The sequence below is a fragment of the Dyella sp. genome, assembly GCF_035508675.1.
Classification (GTDB): Bacteria; Pseudomonadota; Gammaproteobacteria; order Xanthomonadales; family Rhodanobacteraceae; genus Dyella_B.
The window spans coordinates 24,550-38,377 of sequence record NZ_DATJMN010000320.1; the positions used below are offsets into that span (position 1 = coordinate 24,550).

Sequence of the window (13,828 nt, forward strand, 5' to 3'; positions counted from 1 at the left end):
GGCCAACCTAGCACTTTTCAGGCAGCATGTCGGTCAGCGCACATCACTCGCGCAATGCAGAAGGCAGCGTGCCGAAGCGTATGCGGAATCGCGTGGCGAAACGCGACGGCGAGCGATAGCCGCAGTCGTCGGCGATGCGCTTGAGCGGTTGCGTGGTGGTCTGGATCAAGGTGAGTGCGCGGGCCAGGCGCACTTCTTCCAGCACCGCACGGAAGCTGGTGTTTTCCGCTGCGAGTTTGCGCCGCAGCGTCGCTGCGCTCATCGCCATTGCGGCGGCAATGTCTTCGGCGCGCCACGCTTTGTCCGGTGCCGCAGCCAGCAGCATGCGTACGCGTTCGGCCAGCGCGGGTTGTTGCATCGCTACTGGGCGAAAGCCGCCGAGATCCAGCGCTTCCAGCAGCTCGCGTACGCGATGCACCAGCACCGCTTGCGGCAATGGCTGCTGCAGGCCTGATTCGGCGTGCGCGAACGCCTGGTCCAGCGCGGGAGAGGGCGGTAGTACCGCCCAGGCCGTGGGTGTGGCGTCTGAGGTCCAGTGCTTTTCCAGCAGCAGATCGCGGGACACCGCCACGCACGTGGAAAGATAGGGGCCATCGCTGGCCGGCAGGTTTTCCACGTTGAGCAGCACGCCGGGCGTAACGATCAGATAGTGTCCGGTGTCCACTGCTTCACGCCGCGTGCCATCGGCCAGCCGTTTCTGGCCGGCGCGGATGCGTGCAACGACGAAATCGCCGAACGGCACCGCCGCCACGCGCTGCCGCCGCCTGGCATGGATGTTCAGCAGCGCAACGCTCATCGGCGGTCGGCGATCAGCGCACCACGCCGGCCGGCAATTGCATGGTGATGCAATGCAGGCTGCCGTTTTGCCAGATCAGCGGGCGGCAGGGAACCTGCACCACCGTGCGGCCGGGATGCGCTGCGCCGATGATGCGCGCGGCTTCGTCGTCGGCAGCATCGCCATAGGCGGGAACCAGTACCGCGCCGTTGATGATCAGGTAATTCGCGTAAGACGCGGCCAGGCGCCGGCCTTCGTCGATGATCGGCTTGGCCCAGGGCAGCGGGTACAGGGTATAGGGCTTGCCATCCGGCGTGCGCAGCGCAGCCAGTTCTTCGCCCATGCGCTGCAGTTCGGCATGGTGCACGTCGCCGGTGTCGTCGCAAGCCTGGTAGACGATGCGGTCGCCCGGCGCAAAGCGCGCCAGCGTGTCGATGTGCGCGTCGGTGTCATCGCCTTCCAGGTAACCGTGATCCAACCACAGCACGCGCTGGGCGTGCAGGCTGTCGCGCAGGATGGCGCTCATGGCTTCGCGCGATTGTTCCGGGTGACGCTGCACCAGGCAGCGCCAGGTGGTGAGCACGGTGCCGACGCCATCGCTTTCGATACCGCCGCCTTCCAGCGCCCAGTCGATACGCTTGTGCGTAGCTGAGCCGAACACGCCGGCCTGCACCAGTTCCGCGATCAACGCATCATCCTGCTCCGCGCCGAACTTGCCGCCCCAGCCGGTGAAGCGGAAATCGGTGAGCTGGAAACGGTGGTCGTCACCGCGCAAGGTGATGGGCCCCGAATCGCGCAACCAGGTGTCGTCGTACGGCAGCTCCACGAAGCGGATGTGCGAAAGATCAGCATGCGCAGCCTGCAACTTTGCGGCGGCATGCGCGTGCAGCGCGGCATCGGCCACCACGATGATCAGTGGCTGGAAACGCGTGATGGCGGCGGCCAGCGCGACATAGGTGGATTCCACTTGTTCAAGCCGCTCGGCCCAATCGGTACCGGCATGCGGCCAGGCAATCAACACGGCGGCCTGCGGCTCCCATTCGGCCGGCAGGCGCAAGTTGGAATCGGTCATGGGGACGACACTCGCGCTAAGGGGAATCGCCTGGCGATGAGCCAGGCAGGCAAGTGTGAAAGTTTACGATGCCGCTGTGACTTGCGCGAGGCAGTCGATCCTTAGTTCACCGCGCCCGGATCCCGGTTGTTCCCCGCCGGCGTATTCAGCACCGCGTGAATCACATGGCTCTTTTCGAAGTACACGATGAAATTCGAGTACTCCCAACGATTGATGGTCGGATGGTGCGCCGAATCCCCACCACGCGGCGAAAGCTTGCGCAGCGGCGCGCCGTACTGCTTCTCCACCTGCGCCATGCTCATGCCGCGCGCCGGCAGGTGCATGGTTTTTTCTTCCTGCACGCGCTGGGTCAGCGTTTCCTGGGCATGGGCAGCCTGCGCTACGGCCAGACCGGCGCCGAGGGCCATGGCTGCCAGCAAGGGCAGGGTATGACGGTGCTTGAACATGATTCCCCTCTCCGCACAAAGCGTTGCCGCGCTGTTTTAGCAGAACCGTGAAAGTCCCGCTATGAGCAAAACTCTCAGATGTGACGGCCACACCCGTTATCATGTGCGGCTTCGGGCGCTGCGCCCGGCTTAGCCAGACCTCACATGATTGCGTTTCGCCACTTCGCCCTGCGCCGCGGCAGCCGCTTGCTGCTGTCCGATATCGACCTTGTCATCCAGAGCGGCTGGCGCCTGGGCGTGGTGGGGCGCAACGGCTGCGGCAAGTCCAGCCTGTTCGCGGCCTTGCAGGGGCAACTGGAGGCCGATGCGGGCGAACTGGACCTGCCGGCCAAGCTGCGCCTGGCCTCGGTGGCGCAGGAGACGCCAGCCTTGCCCGACCCGGCCATCGACTACGTGATGGGCGGCGACGTGGAACTGGCCACCGCCATCCGCGACGAGGCCGATGCCCAGGCGCGCGGCGATACCGAGGCGATGGCGCGCGCCCATCACCGCATCGAAGAGCTGCATGGCTACGATGCCCGCGCCCGCGCCGGCCGCCTGCTGCACGGGCTGGGCTTCAGCCCGGAAACGCATGAGCGAGCCGTCTGCGAATTCTCCGGCGGCTGGCGCGTGCGCCTGAACCTGGCCCGCGCGCTGATGGCCCCATCGGAGCTACTGCTGCTGGACGAACCCACCAACCACTTGGACCTGGATGCGGTGCTGTGGCTGGAAGAATGGCTGCGCCGCTATCAAGGCACCTTGCTGGTGATCTCGCACGACCGCGAATTCCTCGATGGTGTGATCACCCACACCCTGCACCTCACCGAGGGCAGGGCCAAACTCTACGCCGGCAACTACAGCGCCTTCGAGCGGCAACGCGCCGAGCAATTGCGCCTGCAGCAGATCGCCCACGAGCGCGAACAGGCCGAGCGCGCGCATCTGCAATCGTTCATTGATCGCTTCAAGGCCAAGGCCAGCAAGGCCAAGCAGGCGCAATCGCGCGTGAAGCGGCTGGAGAAGATGGCGGGTACCGAAGCGGTGCGAGCGGAGCGTGCGTTCCGCTTCCAGTTCGCGGTGCCGGATCGCTTGCCCGATTCGATGCTGCAACTGGAAGAGGTGGAGGCCGGCTATGCCGCTGACGCCGGCGCGCCGCCCGCCGTCATTCTTCGCGACGTGCGCTTTCGTTTGGAAGCCGGCGAACGCGTCGGCCTGCTCGGCCCCAACGGCGCGGGCAAATCCACGTTGGTGAAAACCCTGGTCGGCGAACTGCCCGCGCTGCAGGGCGAGCGCAAGGTGCACAAGGATCTCAAGATCGGCTACTTCGCCCAGCACACGGTGGAAAGCCTGCACGAAGGCGCCAGCCCGTTCGATCATCTGCAGGACAAAGCGCCCGGCGTCGGTGCGCAAGTGTTGCGCGATTTTCTCGGCGGCTGGAATTTCGCCGGCGATCGCGCGTTCGAATCGGTCGACGGTTTCTCCGGCGGCGAGCGCGCACGCCTGGCACTGGCGCTGATCGCCTGGGACAAACCCAATCTGCTGCTGCTCGACGAACCGACCAACCATCTCGATCTGGACATGCGCGAAGCCCTGGCCGATGCGCTGGCCGATTTCGACGGCGCGCTGGTGCTGGTCTCACACGATCGCCATCTGCTGGGCATGGTCTGCGACAGCTTCTGGCGCGTGGCCGATCACAAAGTCGAAGCCTTCGACGGCGACCTGGAAGATTACGCCCGCTGGCTGCGTGCACGCGGCGCGGCTCCCCGCAAAACAGGGGAAGAAGCCAAGCCCGTGGAATCCGCCGCCGATCGCCGCCGCGCCGCTGCCGCGCAGCGCGAAAGCGAAAAAGCCTCGCGCCAACGCGTCAAGAAGATCGAAACGCGCGTCGCTGCCATCGACGAAGAGCTCACCAAGCTGGAACAGAAACTCGCCGATCCGGCCACCTACAACGGCCCCACCGCCGAACTGATGAAGCTCGGCCAGCGCCAGGCAGAATTGCGCAAAGAGAAGGAAACCCTCGAAGCCGAGTGGCTCGAGTTGTACGAACTGCTCGAAGCCTGAGCCATGACCGATACCGTGCCGCGAACCGTGGAATGCTGGTTGCCGGCCTGGCCGCGTTTCGATCGCTTGCATCCCTTGCGCATGCAGTTGCAGCGCGCCGATCGTCTTGCCGACGGCGCGGTGGGTTATCTCGGCGGCCTGTCAGCTTATTTTTCCTGCGCGGGCGGCATGCCCGCGGCCGCGCTCACCCGCGACTACCTGGTGGGCGATGCTGGCGACACGTACTGGCTCAGCGCCGATCCCGCCTGGGTGCAACCGGACCTGACCGGCGCGCGATTGATGGCCTGTGGCCAGTTGCCGTTGAGCATGGACGAAGCAGAGGCATTGGCCGAGCCCTTGCACGCCGTGTTCGCCGAGGAAGGCATGCAACTGCATGTCTCTTCGCCGCAACGCTGGCATCTGCGCTTGCCGGCGGCGCACGCAGTGCCCGATTTCCCCGCGCCGGAAACCGCGCTCGGCGAAGATCTCTACGAACATCTGCCGCAAGGTGAGCAAGCGCGCCGCTGGCGCGTGCTGTTCAATGAAGCGCAGGTGCTGCTGCATCAACATCCCCTCAACGCGCAGCGCCGCGAACGCGGCCTGCCGCCGGTCAACAGCCTGTGGTTCTGGGGCGGTGGCGCATTGCCGGCGCGCATCGATACGGCATTGCGCGGCGTGATCGGCGAAGACCTGCTGCTGTTGGCGCTGGCCAAACGCGCCGGCATTCCCGTGCAGCCCCGCAGGCGCCTGGATGCGGCCAGCGCCGGCTGGCTGATTGACCTGCAGGATCAGCCAGCCGATGCGATCGCTACGGAGTGGTGGCCCAGCTTGCAGCAACTATGCAAGCGTGAGCGAGTGCTGTTTACCTGCGCCAGCGGCGAGCGCTGGCTGCACCGTCCTTGGCATCGCCTGCGCGTCTGGCGGCGGAGCGTGTCGTAATGCGCCAGGTCTTGAAGCGGCGCCCGCTGCTGGGTGAACCGGCGGGCTGGGGGCAAGCCGTGCATCCGGTGCTGCAGCGTATCTATGCTGCACGCGGCGTGCTCGGCCCCGAACAGGCCGAGCATCGCTTGACCCGTCTTCTATCGCCGCAGCATTTGAGCGGCATGCAGCAGGCGGTGGCATTGCTGGCCGATGCAATCCGCAGCGATACCTCCATCGTGATTGCCGGCGACTACGATTGCGATGGCGCCACCGGCGCGGCGGTGGCCGTGCGTGGCTTGCGCATGCTCGGTGCGCAGCGCGTGGATTACGTGGTGCCGAACCGTTTCGTGCATGGCTATGGCCTCACGCCCGAACTGGTGGCCTCGTTACCTGCACATGCGCAGCTGATCGTCACCGTCGACAACGGCATCGCCAGCCTGGCGGGCGTGGCAGCGGCACGCGCGCGCGGCATGCGCGTGATCGTCACCGACCACCATTTGCCCGGCGATCACCTGCCAGCCGCGGACGCCATCGTCAATCCCAACGTGCAGGGCGACGGTTTTCCCAGCAAGGCGCTGGCCGGCGTGGGTGTGATGTTCTACGTGCTGCTGGCCTTGCGTGCGCATTTGCGCGAGCAAGATTGGTTTGCGACGAAACCGGAGCCTGACTTATCCGTGCTGCTCGATCTGGTCGCGCTGGGCACGGTGGCCGACCTGGTGCCGCTGGATTACAACAACCGCGTGCTGGTCGAGGCCGGCATGAAACGCCTGCGCAGCGGTCGCGGTTGCGCTGGCATCCTGGCCTTGATCGAAGCCAGCCAGCGCAGCGTGGTGTCGCTGTGCGCCAGCGATTTCGCATACGCCATCGGTCCGCGCTTGAACGCGGCCGGCCGCCTGGAAGACATGCGCCTGGGCGTGGAATGCCTGCTCACCGACGACGCTGTCCAAGCGCGCCGCTACGCCGAGCTGCTGAGCTCCATCAACCAGGAGCGCCGTGATCTGCAAGCCGCCATGGTGGCCGAAGCCGAAGTGATGGTGGCCGGCGCCGCCCACGTGGATACGCAGACGGTGGGCGTCACGCTGTTCGAGCCAAGCTGGCATGCCGGTGTAGTGGGGCTGGTCGCCTCCAAGCTGAAGGAGCGCCTGCATCGCCCGGTGATCGCCTTCGCGCCGGCCGGTGAGGACGATCCCGATCACCTGCGTGGCTCGGCACGCTCCATCGCCGGCTTTCATATCCGCGATGCCTTGGCGGTGGTCGATGCACGCCACCCCGGCTTGATCGAACGCTTCGGCGGTCACGCCATGGCGGCGGGGCTCAGTCTGGAAACCCAGCACTACCCGCGTTTTGCCGAGGCGTTCGATGCCGTCGCGCGCGAGTGGCTGAGCGAGGAGCAACTGCAGGCCGTGCTCTACACCGACGGCGAAATGCCGGCCGGCCTGTTCACCCTGGACATGGCGCGCATGCTGCGCTACGCCGGCCCGTGGGGGCAGGCCTTTCCCGAACCCGTGTTCGAAAACCGCTTCGAATGCTTCAGCTGGCGGCCGATGGGCGAACGGCATCTGCGCTTGAGCCTGCGCGATCCGCGCGATGACGCCGTCCACGATGCCGTGATGTTCAACGCTTATGACGGCAAGCCGCCGCCGGCAGTGATGCGCGCGGCGTACGAACTCACCATCAATGATTGGCAGGGCAGGGAATCGCCGCGGCTGCTGCTGCGCTATATGGAACCGGCCTAGGGATAATGGCACTGACTTAAGCGTCATTGCTCCATGGCCTGCCGCGATTTGCTCCCTCCCCTGCGACAGTAGGGGAGGGCTGGGGTGGGGTTGCTTGGGCTTTAGCGTGCAGCCGAATGTCGCTATGACTTCTGATAACAAGCAGCAATGCGGCAACGTCGGGCTCTTGCCACTCGCTGCGCTCGCACCCCACCCCAACCCACCCCAACTGGCGCAGGGGAGGGGGCACATCACTGCAAGCGTCGAGATACACGCTTAAGTTAGTGCCATTGGGCCTAGCGTTATCCGCAATTTCACGCCGCTGCACTTGTACCTCGCTGCAAATCGCGCTTGGATAGCATTCTCGGACAAAGCACCAAGGAGCATCGGTCATGATCGAGCAACTCCCTTCTCTTCCGGCAGGCATCCTGGGCTTTCGCATGCGCGGACTGGTTACCGCGCAGGACTACGAAAGCGTCATGGTGCCGGACATCGAAGCGGCCTTCGCGTTGAATCGCAAGCTGCGCCTGGTGATCCACATCGGCGACGATTTCACCGGCTTCGCGCCCGGCGCGATGTGGGACGACGTCAAGCTCGGCTTTCGCCACATCAGCGGCTGGGAACGCACCGCGCTGGTCACCGACGTGGGCTGGATACGGGTGATGTCCAGCATGTTCGGCTTCGCCATGCCCACGCATTTCAAGTTGTTTGCGGATGCCGAACTGGATGACGCCATTCGTTGGGTGTCTTCCCACTGAGGGTGCACCCAAGCCGGCGCCGATGGCATCGGTAACGCTTGTAACCGTTGCGTGCGCTGCGGACTTGTGTTGAAGTCAAGCCCATGCCTGCCTACCTCGCCAGCCACTTCGTCAAAACCCGCGCCCTGTCGGCGCGTGTTGCCACGGCTGCAACGGTCCTGAATAACAACGCCAATAACAATAACCGCAACCGCGGACGGGCCGGCGTGTAGACGAGAGCAGCAAACAGACACACGCAAAAGGGCCCGCCAAGTGCGGGCCCTTTTGTTTTTCCAGCATGTTGTTTTCAGCGTTTCACCCAACCAGCGAGCCAACAAGGAAATCCATCATGTGCGCCATCTTCGGAATGTTCGATCTTCAGCCGGGCGACGACCTGGCTGCGTTACGCCAGCTAGCCCTGGAGCTGTCGCAACGACAGCGCCACCGCGGGCCGGATTGGAGCGGGGTGTTCGTGGATGCCGGCGCGATCCTGGTGCACGAGCGCCTGGCCATCGTCGATCCGGCCAGCGGCGCACAGCCATTGCGCTCGCGCGACGGCCACCTGGCGCTGGCGGTGAACGGCGAAATCTACAACCATCGCGAGCTGCGCGCACACAGCCGCTACGACTTCACCACCGGCTCTGACTGCGAAGTGATCAACGCGCTCTACCGCGAACATGGCACGGATTTCCTTACCCAGCTCAACGGCATTTTTGCGTTCGCCCTGTGGGATGGCGATGCCAAGCGCTACCTGATTGCACGCGACCCGATCGGCGTGTGTCCGCTGTATTGGGGCCACGATGCGCAGGGCCGGCTGTGCGTGGCCTCGGAAATGAAGGCATTGGTGGGTGTCTGCGCCGACGTGGCGCCGTTCCCGCCGGGCCACGTCTACGACAGCAGCACCGGCGAGCTCAAGCGTTACTACCAGCGCCCCTGGCGCGATTACGAAGCCACCAAAGGCCACGGCCCGGGTGAATTGCGCAAGGCATTCGAGCAGGCGGTGCATCGCCAGCTGATGACGGACGTGCCGTACGGCGTACTCCTCTCCGGTGGCCTGGATTCCTCGCTGGTCGCCGCCTGTGCCGCGCGTTTCGCGCGCGAACGCGTGGAAGACGACGACCGCAGCGAAGCCTGGTGGCCGCGCCTGCATTCCTTCGCCATCGGCCTGGAAGGATCGCCCGACCTGGCCGCCGCAAAAATCGTCGCCGACGCGCTCGGCACCGTGCACCACGGTTTCGTCTACAACTTCTGGGAAGGCCTGGATGCGCTGCCGGAAGTGATCCGCCACATCGAAACCTACGACGTCACCACCATTCGCGCCTCCACGCCGATGTACCTGCTCGCACGCCGCATCAAGGCGATGGGCGTGAAGATGGTGCTGTCCGGCGAAGGCTCCGATGAAATCTTCGGTGGCTACCTGTATTTCCACAAAGCGCCTTCGCCCGAAGCCTTCCACGAAGAAACCGTGCGCAAGCTCGATGCGCTGCACAGCTACGACTGCCTGCGCGCGAACAAGTCGATGATGGCCTGGGGCGTGGAGGCACGCGTACCGTTCCTCGATCTGGAGTTCATGGAGGCGGCGATGAGCATGGATGCTACGCACAAGATGGCCGGCAACGGCCGCATCGAAAAAGCCGTGTTGCGCGAAGCGTTCGCCGGTGCGCTGCCGGAATCGATCCTGTGGCGGCAGAAAGAACAGTTCAGCGATGGCGTCGGCTACGGCTGGATCGATGGCCTGAAAGCGCACGCCGAGCAGGCGGTCAGCGACCGCGAATTTGCTGCTGCCGCGTCACGCTATCCCTTCAACACGCCGGCCACCAAAGAGGCATACCTGTATCGCCGCATCTTCGAGAAATTCTTCCCCGGCGAAGCCTGCGCAGCGACGGTGCCCGGCGGCAAGTCGATCGCGTGTTCCTCGCCGGCCGCACTGGCCTGGGACCCGGCGTTTGCGGCAATGGCCGACCCTTCCGGCCGCGCGGTGCGCGGCGTGCATGCCAATGCACTGGAGACAACGCCGTAAACCTGCCGGCGACTTCAAGCGACCTAGACTGGGATGCCATCTAGGCTGGGACGAGGCGTAGCCGAATCCCAGCATAGGCATGCATGGCGCAGTTGGGGCTTGCGCCCCAACCTGCGCTTGGCGCCCGACGGCGCGAACACCGTTAGCCTTCTTCCACCCGCGTATACATCACCATCCGCAACCCTGGCGTGCCTTCCACCGCAAACGCCGTGTGCTCGTAGCAGGCGATGCTGCCATCTTCCTGGTGATAACGCTTGGTGCCATGTTCGCGCGTTTTCACGTCTTGCTGCGGCCACCATTGCGCGAACTCGCGGCTTCCGCGCAACAGCTCATCGGTCAATGCCGCAAAGCGCGCGTCATCGCCCGCACCCGCAATGTCGAAACGGAACATGGCGATGGCAACGCGTGCGTGGTGTTCCCAGTTCAGCAAGGTCTGCCTGCAGTGTGGATCCAGGAACACGTACAACATGGTGTTGCGCTGTTCCGGGAGCATCGCGCCAAAATCGGTAAGCAGATGAATCGTGGCGGCGTTCCACGCCACCACGTCCCAGTGGGTATCCACCAGATAGGCGGGCTGCGCCATGCCGTCCAGCATGCGCTGCAGGGCGGGTGTAGCCTGCGGTTTGGGTGGCCCCGTTTTTTCCTGGGCCAGGGTGAACAAATATTCGCGCTCGGCCTGATCCAGCCGCAGCGCCTTGGCGAGATTGTCGAGAAACGCGCTGGAGACGCGGATGTCGCGCGCCTGCTCCAGCCAGGTGTACCAGGTCAGCCCGATACCGGCGATCTGTGCCACTTCCTCGCGCCGCAGCCCGCGCGTGCGACGTCGTACGCCGGGGGGCAGCCCCACGTCCTGTGGCTGCAGGCGCGCGCGTCGTTCGCGCAGGAAGCTGGCCAGCAGTTCTCGCGGGGAAAGTGAGGGAAGGGTCGCCATAGCCGCAGCCTGTTGTTGCCAATACCAGGATAACGCGTGCGCTTAATGAGCTTTTGCGAGCTTGCCATAGTTAGGCGCATCGCAACACGACAACGAGGGTTCTCATGAAAGCATGGCAGTTTTCTCCGGGTGAAACACCGCCGCTGGCGCTGGTGGAACAGGCACGGCCCGTGGCGCGCCGCGGCGCCGTGGTGGTGCGCATGCGCGCGGTACCGCTGCTCAGCTACCTGGGCGATTACGTGCGCGGCAGCCTGGCTCGTCATTATCAGTATCCCGAGCAACCTTTCGTCATCGGCACCAATGGTGTCGGCGTCGTCGAGGCGGTGGGCGAAGGGGTGCATCACTACAAGCCGGGGCAGGCCGTGCTGGTGCACCCGTACGTGATGTCGACCGAGAACGTGGACGACCCGGTCGAAGTGCTCTCCGGCCTGACTGGCACCGGTCCGCAGAGCACCGGCTTGTTGAACGATTGGCCGGACGGCAGTTTGAGCGAGTTCGCCGCTGTGCCGGCCACGGTACCGGTAAGCCTTGAAGGCTTGACGCATATCGCCTGGGAACGGCTTGCCTCGCTCGGCAAGTTCATCGTGCCGTTCGGCGGCCTGCGTCGTGGCCGCCTTGCGGCCGGCGAAACGGTGATCGTCAATGGCGCCAGCGGTTACTTCGGCGCTGCCGCCGTATTGCTTGCACTGGCGATGGGGGCCGAACGCGTGGTGGCAACGGCACGCGACGTGTCTGCATTGCAGACCCTCGCCGCCATGGATAAACGCGTTCGCCCCGTCGCCCTTGGCGGAAGCATCGAGCATGACACGGCGGCATTGCGCGAAGCCACCGACGGTGGCGCGCACATGGCGTTCGATATGGTGGGGCGTGCGTGCGACGCCAACTCCACGCTTAGCGCCCTGGGCGCATTGCGTCGCCGCGGCCGGCTGGTGCTGATGGGCAGCATGAGCGTGCCGCTGCCACTGGATTACGGGCAAATGCTGATCAACCAGTGGGAGGTGATCGGCCATTTCATGTACAGCGCCGAAGACAGCCGACGGTTGATAAGGCTGGTACGTGCGGGTTTGCTCGATCTGGAGGCCGTGCGCCTGCAGCAGTATGCGTTGGAAGAGCTGCCGCAAGCGATGGACGCCGCCGCGCGCATGCGTGGATTGGATTGCACGGTGGTGAAGCTAAACGGCTGAGTTCATGTGAGGGAGGGAGTTGGACCCTCTGAGAACCGTCGCCCCCGGCCTTCGCCCTGTCTCTTGGTCACATTTCTTGCGTGCAATGTCAGGTCCGCCGGAAATAGCTCCCTCTCCCCCGTTATTGATCAAAGATGGGGGAGAAGGGACTGGCCTACCGCATTGATGGGTTATCCCGCATCGATAGCGAGCAAAAAAATGTGACCAAGAGATAGGGCCTTCGCCAGGGCGACGAATCAAAAAGCACATGGAGCTTTCCGTAAGTTCGCAGCTCGGCTCCTGGGAGAGGGAATGCCAGTACCGTGCATGCGTGCCTTCAGCCCTCAGCTAGGCGCCTGCGCACCCGGTTTGCTAGCATTACCGTTTATCTCGCGCCCATCGGGCGCCATCCCTCCAGGGTTCAACCACCATGATCGAAACCAATCCGATCCTTGCGCAGATCGCGGACCTCACGGCCCGTATCGAGTCGCTTAGGGGGTATCATTGACTACGACGCCAAGCGTGAGCGCCTGGAAGAAGTAAGCCGCGAACTGGAAAATCCCAACGTGTGGGACGATCCGCCGCGCGCGCAGGAACTGGGCCGCGAACGCGCCCGCCTCGATACCATCGTCAGCGGCATCGACCGCATCACCTCCGGCCTGGCCGATGCCGGCGAACTGCTGGAAATGGCCGCCGCCGACGGCGACGAAGCCACCGTGCAATCCGTGCAGACCGACGTCGGCAAGCTCGACGCCGAGGTCAGCAAGCTGGAATTCCAGCGCATGTTCTCCGGCAAGATGGACGCCATGAACGCCTTCGTCGACGTGCAGGCCGGCGCCGGTGGCACCGAGGCGCAGGACTGGGCCGAAATGCTGCTGCGCATGTACCTGCGCTGGTGCGAATCGCGCGGCTGGAAAACCGAGCTGATGGAAGTCAGCGCCGGCGACGTGGCCGGCATCAAGTCCGCCACCTTCCGCGTGGAAGGCGATTACGCCTACGGCTGGCTGAAAACCGAAATCGGCGTGCATCGCCTGGTGCGCAAGAGCCCATTCGACTCCGACAATCGCCGTCACACCAGCTTCACCTCGGTGTTCGTGTCGCCGGAAGTCGACGACGACATCGACATCGAGATCAACCCGGCTGATCTGAAAACCGACGTATACCGCTCCTCCGGTGCCGGCGGCCAGCACGTCAACAAAACCGAATCGGCGGTGCGTATCACCCACGTGCCTACCGGCGTGGTGGTGGCCTGCCAGACCGAGCGCAGCCAGCACGCCAACCGCGACCGCGCCATGAAAATGCTGGCCGCCAAGTTGTACGAACTGGAAATCCAGAAGCGCAACGCCGAAAAGGACGCGCTGGAAGCGACCAAGTCCGACATCGGCTGGGGCAGCCAGATCCGCAACTACGTGCTGGACCAGAGCCGCATCAAGGACCTGCGCACCGGCGTGGAACGCACCGATACGCAGAAGGTGCTCGATGGCGATCTCGACGATTTCATCGAGGCAAGCCTGAAAGCCGGACTGGACGCGGGCGCCAAGCGCGTCGATGCCTGATAGCCGTCGAGGAGCCACCGCATGAACGCTAAAACGGTGTACGCAGTGTTGTTTGCATGCGCCAGCTTCGCGCTTTTCAACCATGCTGCGAACGCTGCCGAGCAAGGCGTGAAGCAGGATGCCAAAAACGCCGGCCACGCCATCGGCAACGGCGCGCGCGATGTCGGACATGCGACCGCGCACGTCGCCAGAACCATCGGCCATGGCGCGAAAGAAGCGGGCCACGGCATTGGACACGGCGCCAAGGAAGTGGGCCACGGCGTGGCGCACGGCACGCGCGAAGGCTGGGATGCCACCAAGCATGCGGTCAAGCATGTGTTCGGCAAAGATGATTGATAGCCTGGATTGCTCCAGAGGGTATCCAGCTCTAGAATATGGCAAGCCATATCGAAAAGCTGGGTAACCATATGAAGACCACGCTTGAAATCAATGATGAGCTGTTGCGACAGGTGCGCGACGTCGTGCAACACGATGGC

13 protein-coding genes are annotated in these 13,828 nt (G+C 64.5%); 9 read left to right on the plus strand and 4 right to left on the minus strand.

Annotation, left to right across the window (positions count from 1 at the left end; all coding sequences use genetic code 11):
• Positions 1 to 43 precede the first annotated feature (43 nt).
• The 3 genes from VMA74_RS17060 to VMA74_RS17070 form a co-directional block, all read right to left on the minus strand.
• Positions 44 to 796 (minus strand): helix-turn-helix transcriptional regulator, encoded by a 753-nt coding sequence (locus VMA74_RS17060; RefSeq protein WP_325369132.1) that lies wholly within the window; start codon positions 794 to 796, stop codon positions 44 to 46.
• A 13-nt stretch (positions 797 to 809) separates the two neighbouring features.
• Positions 810 to 1,847, minus strand: a complete 1,038-nt coding sequence (locus tag VMA74_RS17065; protein ID WP_325369134.1) for an agmatine deiminase family protein — start codon at positions 1,845 to 1,847, stop codon at positions 810 to 812.
• Between the two features lie 101 nt (positions 1,848 to 1,948).
• Complete coding sequence (locus tag VMA74_RS17070; protein WP_325369136.1) at positions 1,949 to 2,293, minus strand: hypothetical protein; 345 nt, start codon at positions 2,291 to 2,293, stop codon at positions 1,949 to 1,951.
• Positions 2,294 to 2,437: 144 nt separating this feature from the next.
• Here VMA74_RS17070 and VMA74_RS17075 point away from each other — a divergent pair, with 144 nt between their 5' ends.
• The 6 genes from VMA74_RS17075 (at position 2,438) to asnB (ending at position 9,702) form a co-directional block, all read left to right on the plus strand.
• Positions 2,438 to 4,330: an ABC-F family ATP-binding cassette domain-containing protein gene (locus tag VMA74_RS17075; RefSeq protein ID WP_325369138.1), complete on the plus strand. Its 1,893-nt coding sequence runs from the start codon at positions 2,438 to 2,440 to the stop codon at positions 4,328 to 4,330.
• A gap of 3 nt (positions 4,331 to 4,333) precedes the next feature.
• Positions 4,334 to 5,248, plus strand: coding sequence for a phosphoglycerate mutase (locus tag VMA74_RS17080; protein WP_325369139.1), 915 nt, complete (start codon positions 4,334 to 4,336; stop codon positions 5,246 to 5,248).
• Positions 5,248 to 6,966 (plus strand): single-stranded-DNA-specific exonuclease RecJ, encoded by a 1,719-nt coding sequence (gene recJ / locus VMA74_RS17085; RefSeq protein WP_325369140.1) that lies wholly within the window; start codon positions 5,248 to 5,250, stop codon positions 6,964 to 6,966. Before VMA74_RS17080 ends, recJ begins: the two co-directional genes overlap by 1 nt.
• 371 nt (positions 6,967 to 7,337) lie before the next feature.
• A complete protein-coding gene (locus tag VMA74_RS17090) occupies positions 7,338 to 7,703 on the plus strand; it encodes an STAS/SEC14 domain-containing protein (RefSeq protein WP_325369141.1) in 366 nt (121 codons plus the stop codon).
• Positions 7,704 to 7,786: 83 nt separating this feature from the next.
• Positions 7,787 to 7,915, plus strand: a complete 129-nt coding sequence (locus tag VMA74_RS17095; protein ID WP_325369142.1) for a hypothetical protein — start codon at positions 7,787 to 7,789, stop codon at positions 7,913 to 7,915.
• Positions 7,916 to 8,031: 116 nt separating this feature from the next.
• Positions 8,032 to 9,702, plus strand: a complete 1,671-nt coding sequence (gene asnB / locus VMA74_RS17100) for an asparagine synthase B (RefSeq protein WP_325369143.1) — start codon at positions 8,032 to 8,034, stop codon at positions 9,700 to 9,702.
• Between the two features lie 142 nt (positions 9,703 to 9,844).
• On the opposite strand, the gene VMA74_RS17105 is transcribed toward asnB, so the two are convergent.
• Positions 9,845 to 10,633 carry a helix-turn-helix transcriptional regulator gene (locus VMA74_RS17105; protein ID WP_325369144.1) on the minus strand — a complete coding sequence of 263 codons (789 nt, stop codon included), beginning with the start codon at positions 10,631 to 10,633 and terminating at the stop codon, positions 9,845 to 9,847.
• A gap of 104 nt (positions 10,634 to 10,737) precedes the next feature.
• Here VMA74_RS17105 and VMA74_RS17110 point away from each other — a divergent pair, with 104 nt between their 5' ends.
• From VMA74_RS17110 to VMA74_RS17120, 3 genes are all read left to right on the plus strand, one after another.
• A complete protein-coding gene (locus VMA74_RS17110) occupies positions 10,738 to 11,817 on the plus strand; it encodes a zinc-binding alcohol dehydrogenase family protein (RefSeq protein ID WP_325369145.1) in 1,080 nt (359 codons plus the stop codon).
• A gap of 409 nt (positions 11,818 to 12,226) precedes the next feature.
• A protein-coding gene (gene prfB / locus VMA74_RS17115; protein ID WP_325369146.1) for a peptide chain release factor 2 occupies positions 12,227 to 13,352 on the plus strand; the annotation gives its coding sequence in 2 pieces (ribosomal slippage) (positions 12,227 to 12,298 and positions 12,300 to 13,352; 1,125 coding nt in all).
• A 21-nt stretch (positions 13,353 to 13,373) separates the two neighbouring features.
• Entirely contained in the window at positions 13,374 to 13,688 is a 315-nt protein-coding gene (locus tag VMA74_RS17120; RefSeq protein ID WP_325369147.1) for a hypothetical protein, read from the plus strand.
• Positions 13,689 to 13,828 lie beyond the last annotated feature (140 nt).

Coding starts and splice junctions, on each gene's coding strand:
- VMA74_RS17070 (WP_325369136.1), bottom strand. CDS start 2,293: ATGTTCAAGCACCGTCATACCCTGCCCTTGCTGGCAGCCATGGCCCTC.
- VMA74_RS17110 (WP_325369145.1), top strand. CDS start 10,738: ATGAAAGCATGGCAGTTTTCTCCGGGTGAAACACCGCCGCTGGCGCTG.
- VMA74_RS17075 (WP_325369138.1), top strand. CDS start 2,438: ATGATTGCGTTTCGCCACTTCGCCCTGCGCCGCGGCAGCCGCTTGCTG.
- VMA74_RS17080 (WP_325369139.1), top strand. CDS start 4,334: ATGACCGATACCGTGCCGCGAACCGTGGAATGCTGGTTGCCGGCCTGG.
- recJ (WP_325369140.1), top strand. CDS start 5,248: ATGCGCCAGGTCTTGAAGCGGCGCCCGCTGCTGGGTGAACCGGCGGGC.
- VMA74_RS17090 (WP_325369141.1), top strand. CDS start 7,338: ATGATCGAGCAACTCCCTTCTCTTCCGGCAGGCATCCTGGGCTTTCGC.
- VMA74_RS17120 (WP_325369147.1), top strand. CDS start 13,374: ATGAACGCTAAAACGGTGTACGCAGTGTTGTTTGCATGCGCCAGCTTC.
- VMA74_RS17065 (WP_325369134.1), bottom strand. CDS start 1,847: ATGACCGATTCCAACTTGCGCCTGCCGGCCGAATGGGAGCCGCAGGCC.
- VMA74_RS17105 (WP_325369144.1), bottom strand. CDS start 10,633: ATGGCGACCCTTCCCTCACTTTCCCCGCGAGAACTGCTGGCCAGCTTC.
- VMA74_RS17095 (WP_325369142.1), top strand. CDS start 7,787: ATGCCTGCCTACCTCGCCAGCCACTTCGTCAAAACCCGCGCCCTGTCG.
- asnB (WP_325369143.1), top strand. CDS start 8,032: ATGTGCGCCATCTTCGGAATGTTCGATCTTCAGCCGGGCGACGACCTG.
- VMA74_RS17060 (WP_325369132.1), bottom strand. CDS start 796: ATGAGCGTTGCGCTGCTGAACATCCATGCCAGGCGGCGGCAGCGCGTG.